The sequence below is a fragment of the Pseudarthrobacter sp. N5 genome, assembly GCF_050157035.1.
Taxonomy (GTDB): Bacteria; Actinomycetota; Actinomycetes; order Actinomycetales; family Micrococcaceae; genus Arthrobacter.
Genome location: NZ_CP189593.1, coordinates 2,576,864 through 2,599,745, shown reverse-complemented (window position 1 = coordinate 2,599,745; position 22,882 = coordinate 2,576,864). Strand labels below are relative to the sequence as shown.

Annotated in this window: 21 protein-coding genes and 1 tRNA gene; 15 read left to right on the top strand and 7 right to left on the bottom strand. The window is 62.9% G+C overall.

Features of this window, described 5'->3' with window-relative positions; translation table 11 throughout:
- Positions 1–118 precede the first annotated feature (118 nt).
- The 5 genes from ACQCST_RS12570 (at position 119) to ACQCST_RS12550 (ending at position 4,978) form a co-directional block, all read left to right on the top strand.
- Positions 119–475 (top strand): YraN family protein, encoded by a 357-nt coding sequence (locus ACQCST_RS12570; RefSeq protein ID WP_426996098.1) that lies wholly within the window; start codon positions 119–121, stop codon positions 473–475.
- Positions 476–2,020, top strand: coding sequence for a YifB family Mg chelatase-like AAA ATPase (locus tag ACQCST_RS12565; RefSeq protein WP_426996097.1), 1,545 nt, complete (start codon positions 476–478; stop codon positions 2,018–2,020). It begins immediately after the preceding gene.
- Positions 2,021–2,033: 13 nt separating this feature from the next.
- Complete coding sequence (gene dprA, locus ACQCST_RS12560; RefSeq protein ID WP_426996096.1) at positions 2,034–3,215, top strand: DNA-processing protein DprA; 1,182 nt, start codon at positions 2,034–2,036, stop codon at positions 3,213–3,215.
- Between the two features lie 65 nt (positions 3,216–3,280).
- Positions 3,281–4,207, top strand: coding sequence for a tyrosine recombinase XerC (locus ACQCST_RS12555; RefSeq protein ID WP_426996095.1), 927 nt, complete (start codon positions 3,281–3,283; stop codon positions 4,205–4,207).
- 267 nt (positions 4,208–4,474) lie between these two features.
- Complete coding sequence (locus ACQCST_RS12550) at positions 4,475–4,978, top strand: DUF3145 domain-containing protein (RefSeq protein ID WP_426996094.1); 504 nt, start codon at positions 4,475–4,477, stop codon at positions 4,976–4,978.
- A 115-nt stretch (positions 4,979–5,093) separates the two neighbouring features.
- Here ACQCST_RS12550 and fabF read toward each other — a convergent pair whose 3' ends face one another.
- The 6 genes from fabF to aceE all read right to left on the bottom strand — a co-directional run bounded on the left by fabF (position 5,094) and on the right by aceE (position 13,148).
- Positions 5,094–6,329, bottom strand: a complete 1,236-nt coding sequence (gene fabF, locus ACQCST_RS12545) for a beta-ketoacyl-ACP synthase II (RefSeq protein ID WP_426996093.1) — start codon at positions 6,327–6,329, stop codon at positions 5,094–5,096.
- Positions 6,330–6,506: 177 nt separating this feature from the next.
- The gene (locus ACQCST_RS12540; protein WP_426996092.1) at positions 6,507–6,752 is read right to left on the bottom strand and encodes an acyl carrier protein; all 246 of its coding nucleotides are present in this window, start codon (positions 6,750–6,752) and stop codon (positions 6,507–6,509) included.
- Positions 6,753–6,888: 136 nt separating this feature from the next.
- Positions 6,889–7,950: a beta-ketoacyl-ACP synthase III gene (locus ACQCST_RS12535; protein ID WP_426996091.1), complete on the bottom strand. Its 1,062-nt coding sequence runs from the start codon at positions 7,948–7,950 to the stop codon at positions 6,889–6,891.
- On the bottom strand, positions 7,947–8,876 hold the full coding sequence (locus tag ACQCST_RS12530) for an ACP S-malonyltransferase (protein ID WP_426996090.1): 930 nt from the start codon (positions 8,874–8,876) through the stop codon (positions 7,947–7,949). Before ACQCST_RS12530 ends, ACQCST_RS12535 begins: the two co-directional genes overlap by 4 nt.
- A gap of 87 nt (positions 8,877–8,963) precedes the next feature.
- On the bottom strand, positions 8,964–10,208 hold the full coding sequence (locus ACQCST_RS12525; protein WP_426996089.1) for a PucR family transcriptional regulator: 1,245 nt from the start codon (positions 10,206–10,208) through the stop codon (positions 8,964–8,966).
- 171 nt (positions 10,209–10,379) lie between these two features.
- Positions 10,380–13,148 (bottom strand): pyruvate dehydrogenase (acetyl-transferring), homodimeric type, encoded by a 2,769-nt coding sequence (gene aceE / locus ACQCST_RS12520; protein WP_426996088.1) that lies wholly within the window; start codon positions 13,146–13,148, stop codon positions 10,380–10,382.
- 376 nt (positions 13,149–13,524) lie between these two features.
- Between aceE and ACQCST_RS12515 the strand changes: the two genes are divergently transcribed.
- From ACQCST_RS12515 to ACQCST_RS12475, 9 genes are all read left to right on the top strand, one after another.
- Entirely contained in the window at positions 13,525–13,944 is a 420-nt protein-coding gene (locus ACQCST_RS12515; RefSeq protein ID WP_426996087.1) for a DUF3052 domain-containing protein, read from the top strand.
- On the top strand, positions 13,941–14,444 hold the full coding sequence (locus ACQCST_RS12510; RefSeq protein WP_426996086.1) for a peroxiredoxin: 504 nt from the start codon (positions 13,941–13,943) through the stop codon (positions 14,442–14,444). Before ACQCST_RS12515 ends, ACQCST_RS12510 begins: the two co-directional genes overlap by 4 nt.
- Before the next feature lie 6 nt (positions 14,445–14,450).
- On the top strand, positions 14,451–15,371 hold the full coding sequence (locus ACQCST_RS12505) for an NAD-dependent protein deacetylase (protein WP_426996085.1): 921 nt from the start codon (positions 14,451–14,453) through the stop codon (positions 15,369–15,371).
- Between the two features lie 91 nt (positions 15,372–15,462).
- A tRNA-Val gene (locus tag ACQCST_RS12500) sits at positions 15,463–15,535 on the top strand.
- 188 nt (positions 15,536–15,723) lie between these two features.
- On the top strand, positions 15,724–16,176 hold the full coding sequence (locus tag ACQCST_RS12495) for an acyltransferase family protein (protein WP_426996084.1): 453 nt from the start codon (positions 15,724–15,726) through the stop codon (positions 16,174–16,176).
- A gap of 263 nt (positions 16,177–16,439) precedes the next feature.
- Positions 16,440–16,640 (top strand): hypothetical protein, encoded by a 201-nt coding sequence (locus ACQCST_RS12490; protein WP_426996083.1) that lies wholly within the window; start codon positions 16,440–16,442, stop codon positions 16,638–16,640.
- A 206-nt stretch (positions 16,641–16,846) separates the two neighbouring features.
- The gene (locus tag ACQCST_RS12485) at positions 16,847–17,137 is read left to right on the top strand and encodes a hypothetical protein (protein ID WP_426996082.1); all 291 of its coding nucleotides are present in this window, start codon (positions 16,847–16,849) and stop codon (positions 17,135–17,137) included.
- 286 nt (positions 17,138–17,423) lie between these two features.
- Entirely contained in the window at positions 17,424–18,221 is a 798-nt protein-coding gene (locus ACQCST_RS12480) for an IclR family transcriptional regulator (protein ID WP_426996081.1), read from the top strand.
- Between the two features lie 122 nt (positions 18,222–18,343).
- Positions 18,344–19,750, top strand: coding sequence for an MFS transporter (locus ACQCST_RS12475; RefSeq protein WP_426996080.1), 1,407 nt, complete (start codon positions 18,344–18,346; stop codon positions 19,748–19,750).
- A gap of 170 nt (positions 19,751–19,920) precedes the next feature.
- Here the strand turns inward: ACQCST_RS12475 and ACQCST_RS12470 are convergent, their stop codons facing one another.
- Positions 19,921–21,120: an IS110 family transposase gene (locus ACQCST_RS12470; RefSeq protein WP_426996079.1), complete on the bottom strand. Its 1,200-nt coding sequence runs from the start codon at positions 21,118–21,120 to the stop codon at positions 19,921–19,923.
- 394 nt (positions 21,121–21,514) lie between these two features.
- Between ACQCST_RS12470 and ACQCST_RS12465 the strand changes: the two genes are divergently transcribed.
- On the top strand, positions 21,515–22,738 hold the full coding sequence (locus ACQCST_RS12465) for an IS110 family transposase (protein ID WP_426996078.1): 1,224 nt from the start codon (positions 21,515–21,517) through the stop codon (positions 22,736–22,738).
- The last annotated feature ends 144 nt before the right edge of the window (positions 22,739–22,882 follow it).

Below are 22,882 nucleotides of genomic sequence, written 5' to 3'. Positions count from 1 at the left end.
GAGCTGTTCCGTCCGCAGTGTTCCTCCACACGCCGTTGCTTCCCAGGGTTTCCCACATAGCGCAATAGGCTTCTTTTCACCCTGACCATTCCCCTCCAGGCTGGTTCCGGAGGTAGAAATGAAAGCCAAAGACCTGCTGGGCCGGCGCGGGGAAGAACTCGCCGCCGCATATCTGGAATCGCTGGGCATGCTGATTGTGGAGCGCAACTGGCGTTGCCCTGAGGGCGAAATCGACATCGTCGCACTCGACGGTGATGCCCTGGTCATCGCTGAGGTAAAGACCAGGAGATCGCTGGCCTATGGCCACCCCTTTGAGGCGGTGGGCCCGGAGAAACTTGGGCGCCTGCACCGGCTTGGTTCCGCATGGTGCCGCGACCGGGAACTCAGAATGCCGCTGCGCCGCGTGGACGTCATCGCCGTTGTGGTCGGCGGCGGCGGCGAACCGGCGCTGGAACACCTCAAGGGGGTGGAGTAGTTGGCTCTCGGGCGGAGCTACTCGGTGGCTCTCGTGGGGCTCAACGGCTACATTGTCGAAGTCGAGGCGGACATCGGGCAGACACTGCCGGCGTTTGTCATCCTGGGCCTGCCGGACGCTTCGCTGAATGAGGCTAAGGAACGGATCCGCTCTGCCGCGCAGAACTCCGGCATCCCGCTCAGCCGCCGCAAAATAACGGCCAACCTGATTCCCGCGTCTTTGCCAAAACGCGGTTCCGGCTTTGACCTGGCCATCACAATGGCCGTGCTGCTGGCCGCCGAGGACATCAGGACCACCAACCGGACCGTCTTTATTGCCGAGCTGGGCCTGGATGGGAGGCTGCGCCCGGTGCGGGGGGTCCTTCCCGCCGTTATGGCTGCGGTGCAGGCAGGTTACCCGGATGTGGTGGTGGCCCAGGCCAACGCTGCAGAAGCGGCCCTGGTGCCGGGAGCGCGTGTGAGTGGATACAAGACGCTTGCCCGGCTTGCTTATGATTTCGGAGCGGATCCGCTCCAGCTTGCCCTGGACTTTGAGCCGGAAGACCAACCGGGCATGCCGGAGGCGAGTGGCCCTCCGGGACCGGGTCCGGACATGTGCGACGTCTCTGGCCAGGGTGATGCCCGCCGTGCCCTGGAGGTGGCTGCTGCCGGGGCGCATCATCTGCTCCTGACTGGGCCGCCTGGCGCGGGGAAAACCATGCTCGCTGAAAGGCTGCCTGGGCTCCTGCCGGACCTGGCGGACACCGCTGCAATGGAGGTGACGGCCATACACTCGCTGTGCGAACTTCCGCTCTCTTCGGTGCAGCTTGTGCGCCGGCCACCCTTCGAAAACCCGCACCACACCGCAACGGCTGCCGCGATCATTGGTGGCGGGTCCGGGCTGCCCCGACCCGGAGCGGCCTCCCGTGCACATCGGGGCGTCCTGTTCCTTGACGAGGCTCCGGAGTACGAGCGCCGTGTCCTGGACGCCCTGCGCCAGCCGCTGGAGAGTGGCGAGCTGGTGATACACCGTTCAGCCGGCACTGCAGCCTATCCGGCCCGGTTCCAGTTGGTCCTTGCTGCCAATCCCTGCCCTTGCGGCAAGGCCTCGGGCAAGGGACTCGATTGCACCTGCACTCCCATGATGCGGCGCCGGTACCTGGCCCGGATGTCAGGGCCCCTGCTGGACCGGGTGGACATCCAGCTGCAGGTAGAGCGGGTGTCGCTTGCCGATTTCGGCCAGTCGGGGACTGAGGAAGACACGGCGTCGGTTGCGGGGCGTGTCATCGCCGCCCGTGGACTTCAGCTGGAACGGCTGCGGCCGCTCGGTCTGGAAACCAATTCACAGGTGCCGGGCCGCATCCTCCGCGGCGAGCTGCGGCTGGCCGCACCCACCACCCGGATTCTCGACCAGGCGCTGGAGCGGGGAATACTCACAGCCCGGGGCTACGATCGCGTCTTGCGTCTGGCATGGACACTGGCGGATCTGGCCAGCCGTGACAAACCGGACCTCAATGACATTGGCCAGGCACTCAGCCTCCGGCAGGCCGCCTCGGCCGCCGCGTGAAAGGAACAGACTTATGGAAGACGAAAGATATGCGCGGGCCGCACTGTCCAGGCTGATGGAACCCCAGGACGCGGCAGGGCTCGCCCTCGTTCACGTGGCGGGTGCCGTGGATGCGCTGCGGATCGCAACCGGGAAACTGGCGGTCGGCCCGCGGCTGGAACAGGATATGACCGGCGTTCTGGCCGAACAGGGGTCAAGCAGCTGGGCGGGCATGGGAGCAGCACTGAAGCGGTGGGCTCCGCGGATCCCGGACCTGGCGCCCGAGAGGGACCTGGCCACGATGCAACGGCTCGGCGGTCGCATGATCATGCCGGCAGATGAATTCTGGCCCGCCCAATTGTCAGACCTCGGCATCCACGAACCCATCTGCCTGTGGTGGCGGGGGCTCGAACACGAGCTGCCCGCCGCCGCAAAGTCTGTTGCCCTTGTCGGTTCGCGGGACAGCACGAGCTATGGCGCAGCAGTGACCGGCGATCTGGCATACTCCCTGGCCCAGCGGGGGTTCACAGTGATCTCGGGCGGTGCCTATGGAATCGATGCGCATGCTCACCGTGCGGCCCTAGCCGGGGGGTCGGCGGCGCTGCCCACCATCGCAGTGATGGCCGGCGGCGTGGACCGTTTCTATCCGTCCGGAAATGACGATCTGCTCCGCGCGGTCGCCAACCAGGGCGCTGTGATCGCCGAAGTGCCGCCGGGTTCAGCGCCAACCCGCTACAGGTTTCTACAGCGAAACAGGCTCATCGCTGCACTGGCAGCTGTCACCGTTGTCGTCGAGGCGAGATGGCGATCCGGCGCACTTAATACGGCCCACCATGCCGAATCCCTTGGCCGTGCAGTGGGGGCTGTCCCGGGCTCAGTCCACAGTGCCAATTCGGCGGGCTGTCACCGGTTGCTCCGGGACGGAGGCGCCGTGTGCGTCACTGACGCCGGGGAAATCGCTGAGCTCGCCTCACCCAGCGGAGAGTCTCTGGCAGAACCTAAAGCTGGCGTCCGGGCAGACCATGACGGTCTGACCCTGGAGGATCTTATTCTGCTGGACGCGCTGCCGCTGAGGTCAACCAGCTCGGTGGAGAAACTGTGCACGGTGGCCGGGCTCAGTATGGATTCGGTCAGAGCGGGGTTGGGACGGCTTGGCCTGCTCGGGCTGGCGGCCTCCGAACGGGGTGGCTGGAAGCGGTCGAAGGACAAGGTATAAAACAAGTTGCACCTGTTCGACGTGCCATGGCCCCTTGATGTCCGGCCAGCTGGGAAAGTAGAACTGTGGACAAACAGGAATTACCTCCGGAACTCGTGTGTGCCGTCAAGGGCTTCGGACGTTACCTCTCGGGGGAGAGGGCGAGATCCCCGCATACCCTGCGCGCGTATCTTTCAGATATCACCGGCCTGCTGGATTTCGCTGCCTCGGAAGGCGTGCAGGATCTGGGCGGCATCGAACTCGGTACGCTGAGGCGGTGGCTTGGCGCGCAGAGTGAAGCCGGTGCTGCCCGGTCAACGCTGGCCCGCAGATCCGCCACGGCCCGCTCATTCACTGCGTGGGCTGTGCGGGAGGAACTTATCCAAACAGATCCGGCCCTGCGCCTCAAGGCACCTCGGAGGGAGAAATCACTGCCTGGCGTGCTCCAGCAGCAGCAGCTCAGGCGACTGCTCCTGGAAATGGAGGAATCAGCCACCGACGGCGCCCCTAGTGCCGTACGGAACCGTGCCATGGTGGAGCTGCTTTATGCAACGGGCATCCGGGTGGGGGAGCTCGCTGGCCTGGACATTGATGATCTGGACCCTGACCGCCGGACATTGCGCGTGATCGGCAAGGGAAACAAGGAACGGACGGTGCCATACGGAGTTCCGGCCGCGCTCGCCGTCGACGATTGGCTACGGCGCGGACGCCCGGTTCTGGCATCGGCGGATAGTGGTGCCGCGCTGTTTCTGGGTGCCCGGGGGCGGAGAGCGGACCAGCGCCAGATCCGGGGTGTGGTCAGGGACGCCTTCGAGGGTCTTGGCGACACCGCAGCAACGGGTCCCCATGCCCTCCGCCACTCCGCGGCCACGCATTTGCTGGACGGAGGGGCCGACCTCAGGGCGGTGCAGGAAATCCTGGGTCACAGCAGCCTGGCCACCACCCAGATCTATACGCATGTGTCCGTTGACCGTCTCAGGCAGAGTTACCAGCAGGCGCACCCCAGGGCCTGATCCCGTTCCGGACCGCCACCCCATCTGCAGCAGGTCCGGCCGCGTGGCGAATTGCACTGGCGTAATTTCGTGGGGTACGGCACAATAAGATTCAAGTCCGGAAACTTTCAAGTCGTGCTTGAAGCTCAAGGTTCTGGCAATTGCGGAATCCGGTAGAAATTTCATAATCTGGCAAAGGACACCGGCACCACGCGGAATCCGGAGCAGAACATTTACATCCAGGCAGAGGTCGTTGGGGAAGACGTACCTACAGCTATGGAGGATGGAATGTCTGTTGCAATGACCCGCGGTGTGTTGTTCGTTCACTCGGCCCCTACCGCATTGTGCCCGCACGTTGAGTGGGCCATTGGATCTGTCGTGGACAAGCGAACAGATCTTGAGTGGACCCCGCAACCTGCTGCGCCCGGAATGTACCGGGCAGAGTTGTCGTGGACAGGCACGCCGGGAACCGGTTCGCAGTTGGCCTCCGCCCTTCGCGGCTGGGCCCACCTGCGCTACGAGGTAACCGAGGAACCCAGCCAGGGAGTTGACGGCGGCCGCTGGTCACACACACCTGAGCTGGGCATTTTTCATGCCGTCATCGATGTCCATGGCAACATCATGGTTTCCGAGGACCGGATCCGCTACGCCTACGAGTCCGGTGGCGGTGATCCTTCGGCCGTTTACCACGAGCTGTCGCTGGCGTTGGGCGAAGCCTGGGACGAGGAACTCGAACCCTTCCGTCATGCGGCCGAAGGCGCACCGGTCCGCTGGCTTCATCAGGTGGGCTGATACAGGCACAGTCGGCGCCGGCCGGGCAGGTATTTCCCAGCAAAAGAGGAGGCTCCGCCAATCGGCGGGGCCTCCTCATTCATAGTGAAGTTTTTTGCCGTGATGCTTGGTCGTCCTAGACGTTGCGCACGGCGATAACGGCGTTGTGTCCGCCGAAACCGAAGGAGTTGCTCAGTGCCACAATGTCACCGGCGGGCAGATCCCGGACGGAGGTAACGACGTCGAGCGGGATCTCCGGATCCTGGTTTTCCAAATTGATGGTGACGGGCGTCTTCCGGTCATAGATGGCCAGAACCGTCAGTACGGCCTCTACCGCGCCGGAAGCGCCCAGGAGGTGCCCCATCTGGGACTTGGTGGCGGAGACGGCCACGCTGTCAAGGTGACCGCCCAGCGCGGCACGTAGCGCCGTGTACTCGGGTCGGTCGCCTACCGGAGTGGACGTGGCATGGGCATTGACGTGCACAACGTCTTCTGCCTGGATGCGGCCGTCGAACATTGCAGCCTTGAGAGCGCGGGTGGCACCCAGGCCTTCCGGATCCGGAGCGGTGATGTGGTAGGCATCGGCTGTCACCGATGTGCCGGCCAGCTCGGCGTAAATCCGGGCGCCGCGGGCCAGCGCGTGCTCTTCGGCTTCGAGGACCAAGGCACCGGCGCCTTCACCCATCACGAACCCGTCGCGGTCCCGATCGTACGGCCGTGACGCGCGCTCGGGCTCGTCGTTGCGCCGGGAAAGCGCCTTCATGGACGCAAACGCAGCTATCGGCATGGGGTGGATGGCCGCTTCGGCGCCACCGCACATCACGACATCGGCCTTGCCTGAGCGGATAAGCTCCAGACCGAGATGAAGAGCTTCGGTGCCGGATGCACATGCGGAAACAGGTGTGTGGGCCCCGGCGCGGGCGCCAAGGTCCAGACTGACAGCTGCTGCAACGCCGTTGGGCATCAGCATGGGGACTGTCATGGGCAGCACCCGGCGGGGGCCCTTTTCACGCAGGGTGTCCCAAGCGTCAAGGAGCGTCCATACGCCGCCGATTCCGGTGGCAAAGGCCACTGCCAGCCGGTCATGGTCAACTTCCGTAATGCCGGAATCGGCCCATGCTTCGCGGGCGGCAATGACGCCGAACTGCGTGGACGGGTCCATCCGCTTTGCCTCTACTCGGCCGAGGACATCCAGGGCCGGAACCGTGCAGCGGGCCGCGAAATGGACGGGGAGCTCAAACTTTGCCACCCAATCGTCCTCAAGTGTGTGGGCACCCGAGACACCCTTCAACGCGTTCTTCCACATTGTGGGTACATCGCCGCCAATGGGCGTCGTAGCACCCAGGCCGGTAATGACTACTTTGCGTGTCATGGGATCACTCTCTGTCGGTGCGCGCGCCCGGTCCGGTGAGGAGTGTCCAGGATCCGCGTGGGGTAAATGCGTGGAGGGTCAGCAGGGGAAAACGTGGTGAACGCGGCGGCCGGCCCAGTTAAGTATGGATACTCCGGGCCGGCCGGCCGTGTTCAGCCGAATGCGGCTGATGCCGTATTAGGCCTGCGCGCCGGCGATGAAGCTGACGGCGTCGCCAACGGTCTTGAGGTTCTTGACCTCTTCGTCCGGGATGCGCACGCCGAACTTCTCTTCGGCGTTGACCACAATGGTCATCATGGAGATGGAATCGATGTCAAGGTCCTCCGTGAAGGACTTGTCCAGTTCGACTGCCTCAGTGGCTAGCCCCGTCTCTTCGTTGACGATTTCAGCCAGGCCGGCCAGGATCTCTTCGTTGCTAGCCATTGATGGCTCCTTTTCTTGTTATTGCCGGCAGATGCTGCCGGAAATGTTGCAAACCGCGGTTACGGCTTGGTGTGGGAATACGCACGGTTCAGAGCGTATTCAGTATTGGGATGGGCGGGCTGCTGCGGCGGGTTGCCTACGGAAGAACAATCACCTGGGCACCGAATACCAGTCCGGCTCCGAAACCGATCTGGAGGGCCAGGCCGCCACTGAGTTCGGGGTTTTCCTGCAGCAGCCTGTGCGTGGCCAGCGGGATGGAGGCGGCCGAGGTGTTGCCGGCGTCGGCGATGTCACGGGCCACCGTGACAGTGTCCGGGAGTTTAAGTTTCTTGACCATCTCATCGATGATCCGCATGTTGGCCTGGTGCGGAATGAATGCCGCCAGGTCTTCGGCCTGAATGCCTGCAGCATCGAGCGCCTGCTGGGCCATCTTCGCCATTTCCCACACGGCCCAGCGGAAAACCGTCTGACCGTCCTGGCGGAGCGTAGGCCAGAGGCTCTGGGCTGCCTCGAGGATGGCCTGGTCATCAGAAGCGTCGGCACTGCGCGCGGACTCGCTGAGCTTGCGCACGTCTTCGAGCGAATGGGTCATTCCGATCGCATCCCATTTACTGCCGTCCGAACCCCACACCGATGGTCCGATGCCGGGGGTGTCGGAGGGGCCGATCACGACGGCGCCGGCGCCGTCGCCAAGCAGGAACGAAATGGTCCGCTCATGGTTATCGATGACATCGGAGAGTTTCTCGGCCCCGACCACCAGCACATACTTGGCGGCACCTGATCGGACCAGTGCGTCTGCCTGGGCAATGCCGTAGCAGTACCCGGCACAGGCGGCTGAAATATCAAAGGCCGGAGCCGGCGTCGCACCCAGTCGGTGGGCCAGACTGGACGCCGCGGAGGGCGTGGCATATGGATGCGTGACGGTGGAGATGATCACCGCGCCAAGTTCGGAGGCTTCGATGCCGGCTTTGGCGATGGCTTCGCGTGCTGCGCCTTCAGCCATGTCGATCACGCTGACGTCCGCCCCCGCCCGGTGCCGGGTCACAATGCCGGTGCGCTGCCGGATCCATTCGTCGGAAGAGTCGATCCACCGGCAGACATCTTCGTTGGTAACGATCACGTCCGGGCGGTACGCGCCCAGACCCAGGATCCGGGTGTACTCAACGACGGGTGACTGCTTAAGCGTAGGAACGCTCATGCCTGTCCTTCCAGTTCTGCAAATAGGGCCAGAGCTGCGGTCAGATCATCCGGTGTCTTCACCGCGACGGTCTTTACGCCGGGCATACCACGCTTGGCCAGGCCGGCGAGGGTGCCGGCCGGGGCGAGTTCAATGACGCCGGCGACGCCGCGCCGGACCAGCGACTCCATGCACAGGTCCCAGCGCACAGGCCGGGAGACCTGCGCGATAAGGCTTTCCACTGCGGCGGCGCCGTCAGTGACTTCCCCGCCGTCGAAATTGGAAAGCAAAGGAACCGTGGGGTTGCGCGGCTGAAGCTCAGGCCGCAGCGCTTCGAGGGCGCTCACCGCGGGTGACATGTGCGAGGTATGGAAGGCGCCTGCCACCTTCAACGGGATGACGCGGGCCTTCGCCGGCGGGTTTTCCGCAAGGGACTGGAGCTGCTCAAAGGTGCCGGCGGCAACAGTCTGTCCGGCGCCGTTGACATTGGCGGGAGTAGCACCGGAGGCTTCAATAGCTGCAAGCACCTCTGCCGGATCTCCGCCCACAATGGCGCTCATTCCGGTGGGGGTGACGGCGGCGGCCGCAGCCATGCTGTTGGCACGTTCCCGGACGAAGCTCATGGCCTCGTTCTCGGTGAGCACTCCTGCCAGGGCAGATGCCGTGATCTCGCCCACGGAATGTCCGGCAAGGACCACCGGCAGTGAGCTGAGTTCCACGTCGAAGAGTGATTTGGCCGCAACCAGTCCGGCGGCGACGATCAGGGGCTGCGCGACCGCAGTGTCCTTGATCGTGTCCTCGTCCGAAGTGGTCCCATGCGCCGTGAGGTCAATGCCGGCGATCTCGCTCAAGGAGGCGAGCTGCGCTGCCACGGAAGGCAGTTCCAGCCAAGGGGCGAGGAAACCGGGGGTCTGTGAGCCCTGTCCAGGGCAGACTATTGCAAGCACGTATCCAGCTTTCCAAATTACTGCGTGATTCTTCGTGTTTTCATGCACCAAGCTCACTAGGTCAGTTTGTAGGAAGTCTACAACGGCTCAGCTCTGGTTCCGCGCCGGATGACGCTCGGGTGATGCCTTGGGCGGGACGGAAAGCCTGCCCACCACGAGTGCGGCCTGCAGCACAAAGGCCTCCCGTGGAAGGAGTGGATCCCAGCCTGTCACGTCACAGACGCGCTTGAGACGGTACCTCACGGTGTTGGCATGGACAAAGAGCTCGCGGGCTGTTGCCTCCAGTGAATGTCCCAGTTCCAGGTACGTGCCGAGGGTCTCCACCAGACCATTGGACGCCGCGAGCAGGGGGCGGTAAATGTTTTTGATAAGGGAGCGCCTCGCGGCGTCGTCGCCGGAAATAACACGCTCGGGTAGCAAATCGTCAGCAGCGACCGGGCGGGGTGCCGAAGGCCATGCGCGCGCTGCGGTGAGACCCGCGAAGGCAGACTGGGCGGAGCTGCTGGCTTCCAGCAGCGAACTGGCTTCCGGACCGTAGACCACGGGGCCGGGCGCAAACATTTCGCTGAGCTTCAGATACGCGGTTTCACGGTCCTGGAGGCCACCAAGAATCAGAATTAGCCGGTCGCCCTGGATTCCTACCAAAGCGTCCTCAGCGAAGCGGCCCGCCGTGCGGCGCAATTCGCTGACATAGCTGGCGCTCGGCTCCGATGGCGAATTTCCTACCATCACCGTGAACCGTTCCTGCGCTTTCCAGCCCAGCGCCGCAATCCTGGACCGCAGAGCATCGGTGTTTTCGCCACGCAGGATGGCATCAACAATGAGTGCCTCGAGCCGGGTGTCCCACGAGCCCCGGGATTCCGCCGCCCGGGCATAAACGTCCGCGGCGGCAAAGGCCACCTCGCGGGAATACCGGAGCACGGCTTCGCGGAGCGAGGGCTGATCCGCTTCAGGAGCGATCATCGGGACCTGGTCTTCCACAACTTCGACCACGATCCGGATAAGCTGAAGGGCCTTTTGCAAGCTGATGGAGCGCGTCAGCTCCGTTGGCGCTGTGCCGAAAACATCGGAGAGAATCCACGACGGCGAGCTTGGGCGCTCGTACCAGGACACAAAAGCGGCAATCCCGTTCTGGGCAACAAGGCCCAGCGCCGACCGTTCATCGGAACTCAGCCGGCTATACCAGGGCAGCGACTTTTCAAGCTGCCGCATGGTGGTGGTGGACAGCTGCCCCACATTCGCCCGGAGCTTTTTCAAGGTTTCCGACTTCTCCGGCGTCATGCTGCGCGACGACGGTTTGCGCTTTGCTGGGGTGGTGGTTGGCTCTGCCATTCTTTGAGCATACGGTGCCTGCCCGGCAAGCTCCATTTGTGCAAAGGCTACAAGCGGCCTTGTGCTGCCTCACAGCCTCAGCGGCGGGGATGGAACGACGACGGCGGCCCCCACTTTTCCGTGAGGACCGCCGTCGTTTCAGGCTGCTTCGTGCGAACTCTCGCTCAGTGGTTAGGAGTCGCCGCCCGCGTTGCCGGTGGAGCCGGCATTGACGTTGTGCAGTTTGTACTTCTCGATGGCCTGGGCCGGAGCCTGGGCGTCCACCTCGCCGCGGCGGGCCAGCATCTCCAGCGAACGCACCACAATTGAGTGGATGTCGTTCTTGAAGAAGCGGCGGGCTGCGGCGCGGGTGTCGGAGAAGCCGAAGCCGTCGGCACCGAGCGAAGCGAACGCATTCGGCAGGAACTGGCGGATCTGGTCCGGAACGGCTTTCATGTAGTCCGTGACAGCGACGATCGGCCCGGTGGCGCCGGCGAGCTGACGGGCCACGAACGGGACCCGTGCGGGCTGCCCGGGGTTCAGGAACGCTTCTTCCTCGGCGGCCATGGCGTCGCGGCGGAGTTCGTTCCAGGAGGTCACGGACCAGACGTCCGCGGACACGCCCCAGTCCTCGGCCAGGATCCGCTGGGCTTCCAGCGCCCAGGGCACCGAGACACCCGAGGCAAGGATCTGCGTGCGGGGCCCGTCGATCTTCGCTTGTGCCAGAAGATAGATGCCCTTAAGGACACCCTCGACGTCCAGATCCTCAGGTTCGGCGGGCTGGCTGATGGGCTCGTTGTAGACGGTGATGTAGTACATCAGGTTCCGGTCCGCGGAGTCCGGCCCGTACATGCGCTCGATGCCGTCGCGCATGATGTGGCCCATTTCGTAGCCGTAGGCGGGGTCGTAGGTGACCACTGCGGGGTTGGTGGAGGCGAGCAGGGGGGAGTGGCCGTCGGCGTGCTGGAGTCCTTCGCCGGTGAGGGTGGTCCGTCCTGCGGTGGCGCCGATGATGAAGCCGCGGGTCATCTGGTCCCCGGCGGCCCAGAACGCGTCGCCGGTGCGCTGGAAGCCGAACATGGAGTAGAACACGTAGACCGGGATCAGGGGTACGCCGTGGGTGGCGTAGGCGGTGCCGGCGGCGGTGAAGGCTGCCACGGCGCCGGCTTCGTTGATGCCGGGGTGGATCAGCTGGCCCTGGGCTGATTCCTTGTAGGCCAGGACCAGGTCCCGGTCCACGGAGAGGTAGTTCTGTCCCTTGGGGTTGTAGATCTTGGCGGTGGGGAAGAACGCGTCCATGCCGAAGGTCCGTGCCTCATCCGGGATGATCGGCACAATGCGCTTGCCGAACTCCTTGTCCCGCATGAGGTCCTTGAGGAGCCGCACGAAGGTCATGGTGGTGGCAGCCTGCTGCTTGCCCGAACCCCGCTTGGCAACCTCATAAGTCTTGGAGTCAGGTAGTTCCACCGGCGCATGGTCCGGACGGCGTTCCGGGACAAAGCCACCGAGCTCCCGCCGCCTGTCATGGAGGTAGGCGATCTCGGGGGAGTCCGCCCCGGGGTGGTAGTAGGGCGGGCGGTAGGGATCGGCTTCCAGGGCTTCGTCTGAAATGGGAATCCTGAGGTAATCCCGGAAGTCCTTGAGGTCCTCCAGGGTGAGTTTTTTCATCTGGTGCGTGGCGTTGCGGCCCTCGAAGTGGGGTCCGAGTCCGTAGCCCTTGACGGTTTTGGCGAGGATGACGGTGGGTTTGCCGGTGAATTCGGTCGCTGCCTTGTAGGCGGCGTAGACCTTGCGGTAGTCGTGGCCGCCGCGCTTCAGACCCCAGATCCGGTCATCGGAGAGGTCCGCGACCATGTCTTTGGTCTGCGGGGTCTTGCCGAAGAAGTGTTCGCGGACGAAACCGCCGGATTCGGCCTTGTAGGTCTGGTAGTCCCCGTCCGGGGTTTCGTTCATGATCTGCACCAGGGACCCGTCCGTGTCCCGGGTGAGCAGCTCATCCCATTCCCGGCCCCAGACGACCTTGATCACGTTCCAGCCCGCACCGCGGAAGAACGCCTCGAGTTCCTGCATGATCTTGCCGTTGCCGCGGACGGGCCCGTCCAGGCGCTGGAGGTTGCAGTTGATGACGAAGTTCAGGTTGTCCAGGTTCTCGTTCGCGGCGAGCTGGAGCAGGCCGCGGGACTCGGGCTCGTCCATTTCCCCGTCGCCCAGGAAGGCCCAGACCTGCTGGTCGGAGGTGTCTTTCAGGCCGCGGTTATGCAGGTAGCGGTTGGACTGGGCCTGGTAGATCGCGTTCATCGGCCCGATGCCCATGGACACGGTGGGGAATTCCCAGAACTCCGGCATCAGCCGCGGGTGCGGGTAGGAGGACAGGGCGTGGCCCTCGCGGGACTTTTCCTGCCGGAACCCGTCCAGGTCCTCCTCCGTGAGGCGGCCCTCCATGTAGGCGCGGGCATACATGCCCGGGGAGGCGTGGCCCTGGAAGAAGACCTGGTCCCCGCCGCCGGCATGGTCCTTGCCGCGGAAGAAATGGTTGAAGCCGACCTCATACAGCGTCGCGGCACCGGCATAGGTGGAAATGTGCCCGCCCACCCCGATGTTCGCCCGCTGCGCCCGGTGCACCATCACGGCCGCGTTCCAGCGCATATACGCCCTGTACCGGCGCTCGAACTCCTCATTGCCCGGAAAGGGTGCTTCCTGGTCCGCCGGGATGGTGTTCACATAATCCGTGGTGGTGACCATCGGAACCCCGACGCTCTGGGCGCCGGCACGCTGCAGGAGACTGCGCATGATGTATTGGGCACGCTCGGTGCCCTGTTCCCTGATCAGGGAATCCAGGGACTCAACCCACTCGGCGGTCTCTTCCGGATCACGATCAGGCAGCTGGTTAGTCAACCCGCTGAGGATATGGGAGGTATCTTCTCCTGCAGCCACGTCCAACCTCTCTTTGCGCGCATGCATCGGCGCCCTCAGGTCCGGCAGGATAGCTGCCCGGCGTGAACGCGACGTGTGCGACGTATCGGTTACAACAGCCCGGTCATGTGCGCCGGGCAGGTTCCACGTCTATGTCTGCATGTACAGCCAGGGCGGTCGCCCCGCAGGCATAGTTGTCATCAGCCACTCTAGCTCTGACCGCCAGCCGATGCGTAGCCGCCCAGTTGGCGGCTCTGTTGTATTTCGCCGTCATACTGGTTGTGTGACGAAAAGCCGCTGCACGGACGGCCGCAGGCACTGATGTGACGCAGAATATGGCGGATCGCGGTGCCGCCAGCTTGAAGCGCAGGCCCAAAGGGTGTTGGCTTGTAGTAATGGAAATCACTATGCATAGGAGGAACACGTGAGCGAGGCCGACGCCGCCACTTCGGTAAATGTGGCGGAAAAATTGGGTTTCAAAAACGGGGATCTGATTCAGGAGTTCGGTTACGACGACGACGTCGACTTCGACTTACGTGATGATATTGAAGAACTCACGGGTTCTGAACTCCTCGATGAAGACGATCACGACGTTGCAGACGCCGTCATATTCTGGTGGAGGGAAGGCGACGGGGACCTGGTTGACACCCTTGTGGATTCACTCACCACGCTGGCCGAAGGCGGCGTGGTGTGGGTGCTGACCCCGAAATCCGGACGGGACGGTTATGTTTCCCCGTCCGACATTCAGGACGCTGCCCCCACCGCCGGGCTGCACTGCACCACATCCGTCGGCGTATCCAAGGACTGGAGCGCCACCCGGCTGGTGACCAGGAAAAACAAATGACGGCACCGGGTTCGTTGGCCATGGCTGAACCCGTCCACGTACCTGAAGTCGGGCAGGAAGCTCCGGACTTTGAATTAGTCAACCAGTTTGGTGAGCCAGTACGGCTGTCCTCGTTCCGGGGGCGGAACGTCGTTGTGGTGTTCTACCCGTTCGCCTTCTCAGGCATATGCACCGGCGAGCTATGTGAAATCCGGGACAACCTTGCCTTATTCGAGGACGCAAGCGCCACAGTTCTGGGGGTTTCCGCAGACAGCAAGTTCACGTTGCGTGCCTACGCGGACAAGGAGGGCTACGGGTTCGAGCTGCTCGCTGACTTCTGGCCGCATGGTGCTGTGGCCAAGCTGTACGGTGTCTTCGATCCGGCCAGCGGCATGGCGCGACGCGGCACCTTCATCATTGATGGTGAAGGTGTCGTCCGCTACGTCGTCGTGAATCCTCGTGGGCAGGCGCGCGATCTGGCCGAGTACCGCAGGGTTCTGGCGGGACTGGGTCAAGGCTGAACCCTTATGGACCAGCGGCGGCCCGGCACAGGACTCACTGGCTTTGCGATTTATCCTGCCAGTGTGACCGCCGGGCCGTCTCCCCATGATCTTGAGTCGCTGTGTGCCATCCGGGATCTGCTTTCGGGCCTGAAGCTGGTGGTTCTTACGGGCGCCGGCCTCAGCACGGATTCGGGCATACCCGATTACCGCGGACCCGAGGCGCAACCGCGTGCGCCCATGTCGTATCAGGACTTTGTGGGCGATCCGGCCAACCGTCAGCGATACTGGGCCCGGAACCACATTGGCTGGTCGCACCTTCGGCACGCCGACCCAAACGCAGGGCACGTGGCCGTTGCTGTGATGGAGCAACGCGGCCTGCTCTCCGGTCTGATAACACAAAACGTGGACCGTCTTCATGAAGATGCCGGCAGCGTCAACGTCGTTGACCTCCACGGTCGCTTCGATCAGGTGGTGTGCCTCGGCTGCCGCCGGACGTACTCCAGGAGGCTGCTGGCGGCAGTGCTTGAAGAGCTAAATCCCGGTTTCCTTCAGGCGGCTTTGGATTCAGGGGCCGTTGAAATGGCCCCTGATGCCGACGCCACAGTGGATGACGCTGTGCTGATCGAGAGATTTGTTGTGGCACTGTGCCCGGCGTGTGGCGGCACTCTGAAACCGGACTTTGTCTACTTCGGCGAAAACGTTCCCAAGGACCGGGTGGAGAAGTCGTACGCCATGGTGGACGCCTCCGGGGCGTTGCTCGTGGCAGGGTCATCCCTGACAGTGATGAGCGGTCTGAGATTCGTCCGTCATGCCGCCAAGGAAGGGAAACCCGTGGTGATTATCAACCGCGGTGCAACACGCGGAGATGACCACGCCACCATTAAAATTGATGCCGGTGTCAGCGAATCCCTGGCCTGGCTAGCCGAGCAGTTGCCGGCTCTCTGAAGTACTTTCCGTCAATTGGCGTTCCGGGGTGGGGATCCGGTACAGTTGCTGTTCGTTGGTTGAAGCGTTGCAACGCTGACATCGACAATTTGGGTCTTTAGCTCAGCTGGTAGAGCGCCACGTTTACACCGTGGATGTCATCGGTTCGATCCCGGTAGGACCCACAAAGAAAACCCCGCAGTTGCAGGCCGACAGGCTGGCACTGCGGGGTTTTTTGTGCCCGGGGCGGGCGGCCCTATTTGGATAACGTCCCTCTTCACATTGTCCGCCGACCGCCTCAGGCTGTGCCGAACAACTTTTAGTGGATGTCATGAACCTTGGCGACGCATTCGGCGGCGCCGAAATTCATTGAATGCCTCAGGCTTGTGCTTGCCTCGGCCGTAATCGTCCTTGTGCTTGCCTCGGCCGTAATCGTCTGTCACAGCTGGTACCTCGGCGGCTATGGTTCCGAACGGCGTGTTGCGGGCATGAAGCTGGGGTCCTGGCTGTCATCGGATTCTTTGGGATCTCCGGGTATCTGATAATGATGAGTCGTCTCAGCCATCGGAACGCGCTGACGTATTACCGGGCCCGCTTCCTGCGGATCATGCCGGGACTGGCGGTGTGCCTGGCGCTTGTTGCATTCGTTGTAGCACCTGTATCAGCAGCTTTGACGGGGCGGTCCCACAGCTGGGCAGACTCTTTGATATATGTCTTTCGGCATGTCACATTTTGGGGAACGCAGGAAAGCCAGCCGGACATGCCAGGTACATTGATTGGCCTGCCGGATGAGGATCAATGGAACGGCTCGCTGTGGACGCTCTAGTTAGGAAGCTGGCTGCTCCTTGCTCCTTGGAATACTTGTAACGTTGTTCCGTGCTGAACTGGCTCGCATAGCGGTTCTGGATTTCTTTGTGCCGGCGTCCGTTGGAATTTTCCTCTACGAATCCGCGAGACCACCGGGTCTATTCAACTCGGAATAGCCACTTGTCCCGGTTACCACGTTCCTTGCTGGATCGCTGCTCTGCTTTTACCGTCAGTACATACCGTTCAACGCGGTGGCGCTGTCTGTTTCCGCAGCTCTATTATTTGGACGCATTTGTGTGCGGCCTGCCACGGTCCCTACTTCACCTTCCGATCGCCGCACTCATCCTTGTGGGCAGCACGTACCTGCCGCTCGCCCGAATCGGATCCGGGCATGACATCTCCTACGGCATCTACATCTACGGTTTCCCCGTTGAGCAGATCCTGGCCATGACGGTCCTGATGACAGTGGTTACGCCGCAATAATTCACGGTCATTAGCTTGATTGCCACTGCACCGCTTGCCTGGCTTAGTTTCGTGCTGGGAGAAAGGCCGGCGCAACGTCTGGGCAGACGGGTACGGGTGCGACCTGCTGCTGCAGTTTCTGCGGTCCGCTAAAATGCCGAGGTGTACCCCATGCTCGTTGGGGTCAACGGTCGTTAATGTCGGTGCCCGCGCCTACTCTCAGACCCATGGAACATGTGCTGCTGAAAACCGCGGGCGAGGGCAGGCCAACGGCTGTACTTCGCCAAGGCCGTGAATGGACTGTTGGTGCTGAGCCTGTCAGATGGTTCGAACGTGTCAGCTGGTGGGATGCACAGCGCCGGATCCCTAAGAACCTCAGCCGAGTGGATGTGGAAGTCTGGCGGGTCCAGGCCCGGTTGGGCCGTCATCCAAACTCTGCACTGACCACGATGGAACTCGTCCGGGATGGGCTGGGCGGAGGATGGCGGCTGCGCCAGGAGGTGGCGGACGCCGCTTGACCGTGGCCCCGGACATGGGCGGGGACAGAAATCTTCCGGGCATTGGATAAGCCTTCCACCGCGACTATTGGGGGATGCCGCGGTGGAAGGCTTGATATGAATCTACCGTGAATATCTGGAAACATCCAAAATAAACCATGTGCCGGCCAGAGGATGAACCCGGCCCCGGCAATGCCTAGCTAAGGATTCACCGTAAAGTCATTATGATGGTTACTGTTCAGCTGAATGAACAACTAAGCCAGCGTCTCCACGCCGGCAACGTACGCGCAACGACATAAGGAGAATCATGGCCGATTCCCGACCCCCCCGCCCCGCTGACGGGCTGGGGAGCACCTCGCCCGCACCGGCAGTCACGCGGGCGGCGGCCGTACTTGAAGCCCTGGCCGCGTCGGCCACGGGTCGCTTGACCCTGAGCGACCTGGCCCGCGAGCTGGGGATCCCCAAGTCGTCCACGTCTAATCTGCTGCTCGCGCTGGAGGAAGCGCGCCTGATCCACAGGCAGGCGTCTGAATTTACACTGGGACGGAAACTGGTGGAGCTTGGTGCTGCGTATCTCAGCCGGCTGGACGAAGTACAGGAGTTCTATCGCTTCTGTGAACAGGCCCCCACGCTTTCCGGGGAAACGGTCCGCATCGCCATGCTGGATGGTGCCAATGTCATCTACCTGGCCCGCTATGAAGGCCATCCGGCAGTCCGGCTGACCTCAAATATCGGCGACAAGATGCCGGTTTCCCTGTGTGCTGTGGGGAAAGCGCTGATTGCCCGGCTTCATGATCATGACGTCAATGCGCTTTTTTCCGACGACGAGGAGCTTCCGGTACTAACACCCAAGTCGATTCGTACAGGTGCTGAGCTCAAGGCGCAACTGGACGTTATCCGTAAACAGGGCTACGCCTTCGAGGATGAAGAATCAACCACCGGCGTGGTCTGCCTGGCGGTCTCCGCGCCCACCCGCGGTGCGCATGGCCCCAGCCTGGGTCTGTCCGTAACAGCACTCAAAGCCACCTATTCGGACGAGCAGGGTGCGCTGATGGTCAAGGAGCTCAAGGAGCTGGCGAGGTCCCTGGGCAATCCAATGGGGTGACACTACCGACACTACCTCCGGGGTGGGCGTCACATTCAGGCACTGAAATACCCGCCGGATCAACCCGTTGGCTCGTCGTTCAACTTGCTGTACGCTGTTCAATATAGTGATCGGCATCATAGATGGCCCGCTATCCCACCAGACCAACGGGGGTCTGGAGTGTTTTTGAGGGAGTGCTTGTGACAACTCGTACCAACACAAAGCTGGCTGAGGCGGACGACGCCGCCGTCGAACCGGAACAGCTGCGAAGGGCAACTCTGGCCAGTTCCGTGGGCTCAGCTCTGGAGTACTACGATTTTTACATTTACGGGCTCGCGTCAGCCCTGATCTTCGGCCCGCTGTTCTTCTCGCCGCTGGGCGAGAGCGGAGCGGTCATCGCGTCATTTGCCACCTACGGTGTCGGCTTCGCCGCACGCCCGTTCGGTGGTGTCGTCTTCGGCTACGTCGGCGACCGCTTCGGCCGCAAAATGGTGCTGATCCTTACCATCGGCATGATGGGGACGGCCAGCTTTGCGATCGGGCTTCTGCCCACCTTTGAACAGGCCGGCATGCTCGGTGCGGCTCTCCTCGTCGCCTTGCGCATCGTCCAGGGTCTGGGCGCAGGAGCCGAGCAGGCCGGTGCCACCACACTGATCTCCGAAGTGGCTCCGCGGCGCCGTCGTGGGTTCTTTGCTTCACTGCCCTTTGTGGGCATCCAGCTGGGTACACTTCTCGGCGCGGGCACGTTCGCGCTGATGGCACTCGCCAACAAGGAAGTCGTCCAGGCCTGGCTGTGGCGGGTGCCCTTCCTCGCCAGCGTCATTCTCATCGTCATCGCCGTCTTCATCCGGCTTCGTTTGAAAGAGACACCCGTTTTCCAGGAGCTGGAGAAGCACAAGAACGTGGTGAAGAACCCGGTGGGGCAGATCTGGAAGCACTCCAAGAAGAACGTGCTGATCGGCATTGGCCTGCGCATGGGCGAGAACGGTAACTCATCCATCTATTCGGCGCTGTTGGTTTCGTTCATCAGCCTGCCTGCCGGAGTTTTTCCGGGAGACAAATTCATCGGCCCCACCGGTCTGCTGATCGCCGCCGGCTTCGCGGCCGTCATGGTGGTGACCTTCGGCGCACTGTCTGACAGGTTCGGACGTGTGCCGGTCTACCGCTACGGGGCGCTCTTTCAGGCGGTTATCGCCCTCCCGGCTTTCTATCTGGTGACACTGGGGAATGTCACCCTGGTGTGGATCGTTATGGCTGTGGGCGTCGCTCTGGGAGTCCAGTCCATGCTTGGCCCGCAGTGTGCGCTGCTTCCCGAACTCTTCGGATCCCAGCACCGTTTCACCGGCGTGGCTTTGAGCCGGGAACTCTCGGCCGTCCTTGCCGGCGGGTTCGCTCCCATGATCGGTGTTGCGCTGCTGGCCGTGACAGGCCACTCCTGGCTCGTTCCGGCAATCTACTCGCTGGTCCTGGCCCTGATTTCCTTCATCACCACATTCTTCACCCCGGAGACAAATGGCCGCGATCTCGTATTGATCGAGGACGCCAGCTAGGTATCTGAACAGACGGAGCACCAGCAGCTGCAGTTCCTCCCCGATAGGGGGGTGTCCCTATGTTTTTTGTCAAGCAATTGGGACCGGTTTTCTTGCCGGGCGGGTCGAGTGGTTTTCGGGCAGGGCTCATCTCCTGACAGGGTCATTCCGTCAGTGCGGCGCCGGTGCGGTTAGGCAGTTCGGGGTGCGGGCCCGTCGTAGAGTGTGCCGTCGCGGAGCATCGCGAACAGGACGTCGCAGCGGCGCCGTGCGAGAGCGATCAGGGCCTGGTTGTGGCGTTTGCCCTCGGCGCGTTTCCGATCGTAGTAGGCCCGTGACAGAGGGTCTTTCAGCGCAGCGAAGGCGGAGAGAAAGAACGCCCGTTTGAGGCTCTTATTGCCCTTCTTGGAGGGATGGTCGCCACGGATCGAGGTGCCCGATCGCCACGTCACCGGGGCGAGCCCGGCGTAGGAGGCGAGGTGGCCGGCGGTCTTGAATTCCTTGCCCGCAACTTCAGTGATGATGCGTGCTTCTGTCCTGACCCCGACCGCCGGAATAGACGTCAGGACAAGGTGAAGAGGGTGCGCCTCCACCAGCGCCTCAACTTGGGTGAGCATCTCATCCCGGGCGGTGCGCAGCTGCTTGAGCATGGCAGCGAGCTGCGGCAGGACGGTGCCTGCGGCGTTGGTGCCGGCGACGACGACGGTCTGCTCACCCAAGGCGGCGAACACCTCCTTCGCCCAGCCCTTCCCGGCCCTGGGCGCATAGCGCGACAGGAGCGCCGCGACCCGGTTCTGGCCGGCCTTGCGGAGCTTGTCCGGGGTCGGGTACTTGATCAGCAACTCGGCCATGGCGGGATGGTCCAGGTGCTTGCCAATGACCCGTTCCAGTGCGGGGTGGATCTGGGTGAGCAGGCCGCGGATCCGGTTGGAGGTGGCGGTGGCCTGCTTGGCCAGGTCATCATCAAACCCGCAGAGCATGGACAGCTCGGCGGCCTGCTCGTCGGCCACGACGATGGAGCGCAGCGTGTGCGGCAGGGACCGGGCGGCCTCGGCAATGATCGCCGCGTCGCGGGCGTCTGTCTTGGCCTCCCCGGGGTGCAGGTCCGCGATGCGGCGCATGGCCAGCCCGGGCAGGTAGCCGACCATGATGCCCTCGGACCGGGCCACGGCGACCGGCAAGGCACCAATGGTGGAGGGCTGGTCCACGACCAGCAGCACCCGTCCCTTCCCGGCCACGGCCTTGATGATGGAACGGAGTTTTGCCTCGTCCTGGGGCAGCGCCCGGTCGAGGAGTTTCTTGCCGGTTCTATCCAGTGCGACCGCGTGGTGATTGCTCTTGCCGACATCGACACCGATAAAGATGTCGACGAGTTCATGGTCCTTGATCAACGCAAACCTCCCGGAATTTGTGTCCGTCAAATCACTGTTGGCATGTCCTGCGGCGGCAAGGTCCGGCATCCACGTTACGGCTGGCCTACGCGGTCATTCATTGCGCTGGTCCGGTCCCCATTAGCGATCCCCTGGCGCCTACCGGACCCCGGTGACTGTGATGATGGTAATAGGCCGCCAGCCCGGTGTGACCCACCCGGTGACTGACACCCGTACGGGATTGTCCTTGTGTTGATCAGTCCACTGGGCTGGGGCCGGCACCAACCGTGCCGCCCGGCCGGACATGACTTCATAGGAGCTTGATCCAAAGGTCCCGTCACAGTCTTGTCTGCCCGACTGGACAGCATGTGCAAACCGAAGTTACTTCACCAGTTTCAGAGGAGCATATTCGATCATGGCAAACGAGGAGTCCAAGGTCATCGCCGGTATTGACACGCACGCTGACACCCACCACGTCGCATTGATTACCGACTACGGCAAACACCTTGGCGACCGGAAATTCCTGGCCGTAGGGTCCGGTTATCGAGAGATCGCCGCCTACCTGACCAGCGCCGGGCCCGTCACTGCCGTCGGGGTCGAAGGAACCGGTTCCTACGGGGCCGAGCTGGCACGGGTGTTGGCTGGCGAGGGTTTCACCGTGCGGGAGGTCAACCGTCCCAACCGTGCCGAGCGGCGCCTCCACGGTAAATCGGACCCGCAGGACGCCTACCAGGCCGCGGAATCGGTACTGGCCGACCGAGGCACCGCCACACCAAAAACGCGGGACGGATACGTCGAGGCCCTGCGGGTGCTGCGCACGGCCCGAGCCAGCGCCATGAAGGCACGCACGGCAGTCTTGACGCAGATCAGCGGCGTGCTTGTTTCGGCACCGGAGGAGGTCAGAGCCCGCTACCGCGGCCAGGGCAGCGAGGCCAGGGCCAAGGCCATGGCTGCCTCCCGGCCATCTGGTGACATGTCCAACACGGTCGTGGCGACCCTGACGACGCTCAAGCGCATGGGCGCCAGGCACCAGTTCCTCAGTCAGGAAATCAGCGACACTGTTGCCGCGTTGGAGCAGATCGTTTCCGCTCATGCCCCAGCCATTTTGGATGTGAACGGGGTCGGTGCGGTGATTGCCTCCCAGCTGCTGGTGACCTTTGGCGACAACCCGGAACGCATGACCAGCGAAGCGGCGTTCGCCGCCCTGGCAGGGGTCGCTCCAGTTCCCGCATCCTCGGGAAAAACAAATCGTCACCGGCTCTCCAGAGGCGGTGACAGGCAGGCAAATTCATCGATCTACCGCATCGTGCTGGTACGCATGTCAACCGACGATCGGACCCGCGCCTACGTGGCTAAACGCACCGCGGAAGGCATGAGCAAGAAGGAAATCATCCGCTGTCTAAAACGCTACGTGGCACGGGAAATCCATCGCGTCATGAAGAATCCCCGAACGGTCCAACCGACCAACGACCTGCGCCCGCTACGCCTGGCAATGGGTTTGACGCTCACGTTTGCGGCCAATGCCTTGGGGACATGGCCAACATCAATTTCACGCATTGAACGTGGCACATCACGAGACCACGCCACCACTGAACGCTACCGATCTTGGCTTGAAGAACAGCCCAAGAAGACCTCTTGACAAGAATAGGAGCATCAACACCCCCCCCGGATCATTAATGACTGGGGGACTTAATCATGCCGGGACCGACAGGCCAACAACCCCAATTCTTACTCGATTAAGGGGCTACTAAAAAGGTAACGGGGGCGCAGCTGCTCGTTCAGA